The organism is Spongiimicrobium salis, assembly GCF_043678055.1.
GTDB classification, from domain to species: Bacteria; Bacteroidota; Bacteroidia; order Flavobacteriales; family Flavobacteriaceae; genus Spongiimicrobium; species Spongiimicrobium salis.
Genome location: NZ_JBHEQA010000012.1, coordinates 1 through 6,205, shown reverse-complemented (window position 1 = coordinate 6,205; position 6,205 = coordinate 1). Strand labels below are relative to the sequence as shown.

Here is a 6,205-nt window from a genome sequence, read left to right as displayed (position 1 = left end):
ATAGCGGGTCGATCGCACATGGACCTGGAGGACCAGATCGGCTTCTATGTGAACACGCTTGCGCTGCGTACGCGTTTCGCAGGCGGGTCCGGCTTCGGGGAGCTGTTGTCAGATGTGCGCGAGGTATCGCTGGGGGCCTTCGAGCACCAGTCGTACCCCTTTGACGAACTGGTGGACCAATTGGACCTTCAACGGGACATGAGCAGGAATGCGCTTTTTGATGTGATGGTTATACTCCATAATAATGATGATATCAAGGCTGAAGAAAATACGAATATTCCGGAGGGGCTTAAAATTACCCCATATGATGACGGAAAAAATTATACAAGCAAATTTGATTTGAGTTTTGAGTTCAGGGAAATCAATGATGTAATCGATTTAGATATTTTATACAATGCGGATATCTATGACCGCTCTACGATCGAGCGCATGCTGGGGCATTTTGAGCGATTGATGGGATCTGCCGTATCGGACCCCTCCCTCCCCCTGGACCGCTTGGAGTACCTTGGGACGGAAGAGCGGAGGGAACTCTTGGAGACCTTCAACGATACGGCCGCCGATTACCCAAGGGAGAGAACGATCATCGATCTCTTCGAAGAGCAGGTGGATAAAAGGCCGGAAGGGACCGCCCTGGTGTTCGGGGACAAAAAGTTTACTTACCAGGAAATCAACGAATCCTCGAACAAGATGGCCCGTTACCTAAGGGACCGTCACGGTATCGGGAAGGAGGACATGGTGGGGATCTGCCTGGAGCGCAGCCATTGGATGGTGGTCTGCATACTGGGGATACTGAAGGCTGGCGGGGCCTATGTCCCGATCGACCCGGACTATCCGGAGGACCGCATCCGCTACATGCTGGAGGACAGCGCCTGTAAGGTACTGATCGATAGTGATGAGCTTTCCCTTTACAGGGAGGAGCTGGGTTCGCTCAGCGGTGAGAACCTCCCCTCTGTAATCGGTCCAAAGAACCTGGCCTATGTCATTTACACCTCGGGCTCCACGGGCAAGCCAAAGGGGGTCATGGTAGAACATGAAGGAATCATAAACAGGATTGAATGGATGTGGAATACATATAACTTCTCTCCTAAAGATATTATACTACAAAAGACCAATTATACCTTTGATGTATCTGTTTGGGAATTATTTATGCCATTGGGGTGGGGATGCAAAATGATTTTGTGTCATAAAGATGACCCAAGTTCTCCAATTAGGATTGCCCAACTCATAAAAAAAGAAAAAATAAGTTGTTTGCATTTTGTTCCAAGTATGTTAAATGCATTTATTACTGTTCTGGATAATAATGATTTCGACAAGGAAAATCTCAAAAGTGTCAATAAGGTTATAGCTAGTGGAGAGGCTTTAACTATAGAAACAACAAAAAAATGGTTTGCCCATTTAGACATTCCCATTTACAATTTATATGGCCCAACAGAAGCCTCGATAGATGTGACACATTATGAAATTGTCGAAAAAGAACAAACAATCATTCCAATAGGAATGCCCATATCCAATACATTTATAAGTATTCTAGGTAGCGAAAATGCATTAATGCCGATTGGCGTACCGGGAGAAATTTGTATCTCAGGTATAGGATTGGCAAGAGGTTATCTTAATAGGCCAGAGCTTACTAAGATGAAGTTTGTAGACAATCCCTTTCATAAAGGAAAACGAATGTATCGAACGGGAGATCTTGGACGATGGCTTCCCAATGGAAACATTGAGTTCTTAGGACGATTGGACGATCAGGTCAAGGTCCGTGGCTACCGTATCGAGCTCGGAGAGATTGAATCAGCATTACAGGGATATTATCCAATAACTTCTTCAGTGGTCCTTGCTATGGAAGACCCAGCAGGAACTATGGATCTTGTAGCATACATAGTAGCACGAGAGCAATTGATAAGTAGGGATATACGCAATTATTTATCAAGTATACTACCAAGCTATATGATTCCTTCAAAGTTTATTCAACTTGAAAAACTTCCATTGACAACAAGCGGTAAAACGGACAAAAAGAAATTAAAAGAATTAAAAGGTTCGCATACTGAAATAGAAGAAGAATATCTTCTGCCAAGAAACCAACTTGAAAGCATTTTGGTTTCTGTATACAAGGAAATACTGAAAATTGATAAAATTGGAGTAAATCAAAACTTTTTTGATCTAGGAGGAGATTCTATAAAATCCATATTGGTAGTGTCAAAATTGAAGAAGTTTGGTTATACCACAAGTATAGAAGATATATTGTTATATCCAATTATTGAAGACTTAGCCCTTCATGTATCATTTACAGGAGATGATCATAGTATAGACCAAAAAGAGGTGCATGGTCTTATTCCCTTAAGCCCAATTCAAAGGTTTTTCTTAGAGAATAAATTTATTGATAAACACCACTTCAATCAATCAGTAATGCTTGTCAGCAAAAACAGGATTGACGAGGAGGCACTAAAAATCTGTTTAAACGAAATTGTATCTCATCATGATGCATTGAGAATGGTTTTTTATAAAGAAAATGAAAATTGGATACAGGAAAACAGGGAAGAAAGTAGTGATGATTATTTAGAGATAGTACCCGATGCTGATGATCAACTTATAATGTCCAAATGTAATTTGGTACAATCAAGTATGGATTTAACCAATGGCTCCCTTTTTAAGGCTGTTTTATTTAAAGGAAAAATAGAAGATCGTTTGCTTTTCGTCGTCCATCACTTGGTAATCGACGGTGTTTCTTGGAGAATTTTATTTGAAGATTTCACCAATTTATATGAGGGACATATATCCAACTCTCCTTATAAGTTACCGCTGAAAACCCATTCTTTTTTATATTGGATGCAAGAGCAAATTGAATATGCCAATAGTAGTACTTTACGGAAAGAAATTGAATATTGGGATAAAACCGAAAATTCAAGATGGTCATCCCTACCAATGGATTTTCCTAAAGGATCTAATTTGCATAAAGATTCTTCATCACAAGATTTTGTACTTAGCGAAGCTCACACCACACAATTACTGACCAATACAGGGAAAACGTACAATACGGATGTTAATGATGCTTTAATGACCGCATTCGGTCTAGCGCTTCATCAAATTTTCGAAATTGACAGATTAGTAGTTTTAATGGAAGGCCATGGAAGGGAAGTTATTTCAGAGAATATAGATGTTTCTAGGACCATTGGGTGGTTTACAAGCTTATACCCGGTCATTGTTGATTTATCTTTTGCAGAAGATGTTCCAAGGCAATTGATTCAGACGAAAGAAACATTGCATCGCGTTCCGAATAAAGGTATTGGTTATGGAATGCTTAGGCATATTTTAGGAAAATCATATGTGAATACGCCCGAGATTATTTTTAATTACTTAGGGACATTTGACAGTCAACTTAATACAGAAAATAATGGTGGTTCTAAAGCGGTATTCGCAATAGATTCCCGAAATCATGGAACACCTACTTCGCCACAAAGAAAGAGAGATAGTGTATTAGAACTATCGACGGTCGTCTTAGATGGTCAAATGAAAAGTTCATTGATATATAGTACTTGTCAGTATCAAGAAACAACCATTTCCCATATTCTAAAGGTAATGAAAGAAAAACTCGAAGAAATTATAGAGGTTACCTCAAAAGATACACAAACCCATATCACTCCGGTAGATTTGACCTACAAGGGCCTGAATATGGAACAATTATTAAAATTAAGTAAAAAGGAATGATAGAAGACGTATATCCATTATCCCCTTTACAGGAAGGAATTTATTTTCATTGGCTGCATTCGCCAGAAGCTACGATTTATTTTGAACAATATAGTTATGGCTTAAAAGGGGCATTGCAAATAGAAGAACTTAAAGAAAGTTTCAGAGTATTGGTATCTAGGCATGCTATTCTGAGAACTTTCTTTACACATGAATTGGCCGAAGAAGTTTTACAGGCCGTAAAAAAGGAAGTAGATGTAACGCTAAATTACATTGACGCTAGTCAAAATCCCGAATTTTCTTTAAAAGAATTCAGAGAATTAGATCGAGGTACACCTTTTGATCTTAATAAAGTTTCTCCATTACGACTTTCTTTAATACGATTGGATGATAATGTTTATGAATTTGTATGGAGCTTCCATCATATCTTAATGGATGGATGGTGCCTGAGATTACTATTACAAGAGTTTTTTTATATCTATTCTTGTAATGTTCATAACGAAAAGCCAATTTTAAAAAAAGCATATCCTTATGTCAACTATATTAAATGGTTAGAGAATGTTAATCAAGATACGTCTATCCAGTACTGGAAAAATTACTTGTCGGGTTATGAAAATACTAATTTGTTTAATAGATCAGTAGGGCATAAAACAAGTTTAGATAACGATCTTAAGAGTGAAAAACTGGAAATAAGTGGACAGTTGAAAAACAATATCATGACGTTATGCGCAGATTTGGAAATAACAGAAAATATTTTTTTTCAATCCATATGGTCGGTTCTTTTAAAGATTTTTAGTAATAGTGATGATACTCTTTTTGGAGCTGTAGTTTCCGGAAGACCACCTGAAATTTCTGGGATAGAAGATATGATAGGACTATTTATCAATACTATTCCAGTTCGGGTTAGGTTTTCCCAGAATATGACTTTTGAACAGTTGGTCAAAGAGATCAAAGATGATTTTGTTAAAGGGATAAACCATCATTATACAGCATTATCCCAAATCCAATCAAATACTGGAGTCGGTAAAGAGTTTATTGACCATATTATGGTTTTTGAAAATTACCCTGATCAAGATGTGGCTTTTAAAGATAATCCTATAGAACTATTATCTACCGAGGTTTTTGAACAAACGAATTATGACTTATCAATTATAATTCACCCAGGAAAAGTCTTTGACATAAATTTCGCTTACAATGGTAACGCTTACAAAACGAGCTTTATAAAGCAGATTAAATACTATTTTGAACGATTGATCCCATCCGTAATAGAAAACCCCTCGCTTCCGCTGTACCGTTTGGAGTACCTTGGGGCGGAAGAGCGGAGGGAGCTCTTGGAGACCTTTAACGATACGGCCGCCGATTACCCAAGGGAGAGAACGATCATCGACCTCTTCGGGGAGCAGGTGGATAAAAGGCCGGAAGGGACCGCCCTGGTGTTCGGGGACAAAAGGATTACCTACCAAGAGCTCAACGAATCCTCGAACAGGATGGCCCGTTACCTAAGGGACCGTCACGGTATCGGGAAGGAGGACATGGTGGGGATCTGCCTGGAGCGCAGCGATTGGGTGGTGGTCTGCATACTGGGCATACTGAAGGCTGGCGGGGCCTATGTCCCGATCGACCCGGACTATCCGGAGGACCGCATCGGCTACATGCTGGAGGACAGCGCCTGTAAGGTGCTGATCGATAGTGACGAGCTTTCCCTTTGCAGGGAGGAGCTGGATTCGCTCAGCGGTGAGAACCTCCCCTCTGTGATCGGTCCAAAGAACCTTGCCTATGTCATTTACACCTCGGGCTCCACGGGCAAGCCAAAAGGGGTCATGGTAGAACATAGAAGTGTGAATAAACTTGCAATTGCACCAAATTATGTCAGTTTATCAGAAGATAGCTGCATATTGAGCTTTTCAGATTTTTCTTTTGATGGTTCAATATTTGACATTTTTGGAACTTTGTTGAATGGAAAGAAATTGGTTATTACACCAAAGAAGACTTTTCTGGATTTTCATGAAGTGAATAGAGTTATCGAACAACACAATGTTTCGATATTTTTTCTGACAACAGCATTGTTCAATGCTATGGTGGATAGTAACTTGATGAAATTGAGTCGAGTAAAAGATATTCTTTTTGGCGGTGAAAGAGTTTCTCTTGATCATGTTGCCCAATTCAAACTACAATACCCACATATTAATTTGGTCCATGTTTATGGACCTACTGAAGGGACTACATTTTCCTCATATAAACAAGTGCTTACTATAGACGAAGAACTTAATACTATACCCATTGGTAGCCCTATATCCAATACACGTATCTATATATTGGGCATGGGGGATAGTCTTTGTCCGATAGGCGTTGTTGGGGAGATCTGCATAAGCGGTGACGGCCTGGCCCGTGGATACCTGAACAGTCCGGGTCTGAGCTCTGAGAAGTTCGTTTCGAACCCCTATTCGGAAGGGGACCTGATGTACCGCACGGGTGATCTGGGCCGATGGCTTGTTGACGGCACGATAGAGTTCATGGGCCGTAT

The 6,205-nt window shown here is 40.0% G+C and carries 2 protein-coding genes; both read left to right on the top strand.

Annotation, left to right across the window (positions count from 1 at the left end; translation table 11 throughout):
• The coding region (locus tag ACEXOE_RS23635; protein ID WP_394751355.1) for an amino acid adenylation domain-containing protein at window positions 1-3,702 on the top strand (3,702 nt) is incomplete at its 5' end.
• Window positions 3,699-6,205: non-ribosomal peptide synthetase (locus ACEXOE_RS23630; protein ID WP_394751354.1), on the top strand; the 2,507-nt coding region annotated here is incomplete at its 3' end. The genes ACEXOE_RS23635 and ACEXOE_RS23630, both read left to right, overlap by 4 nt.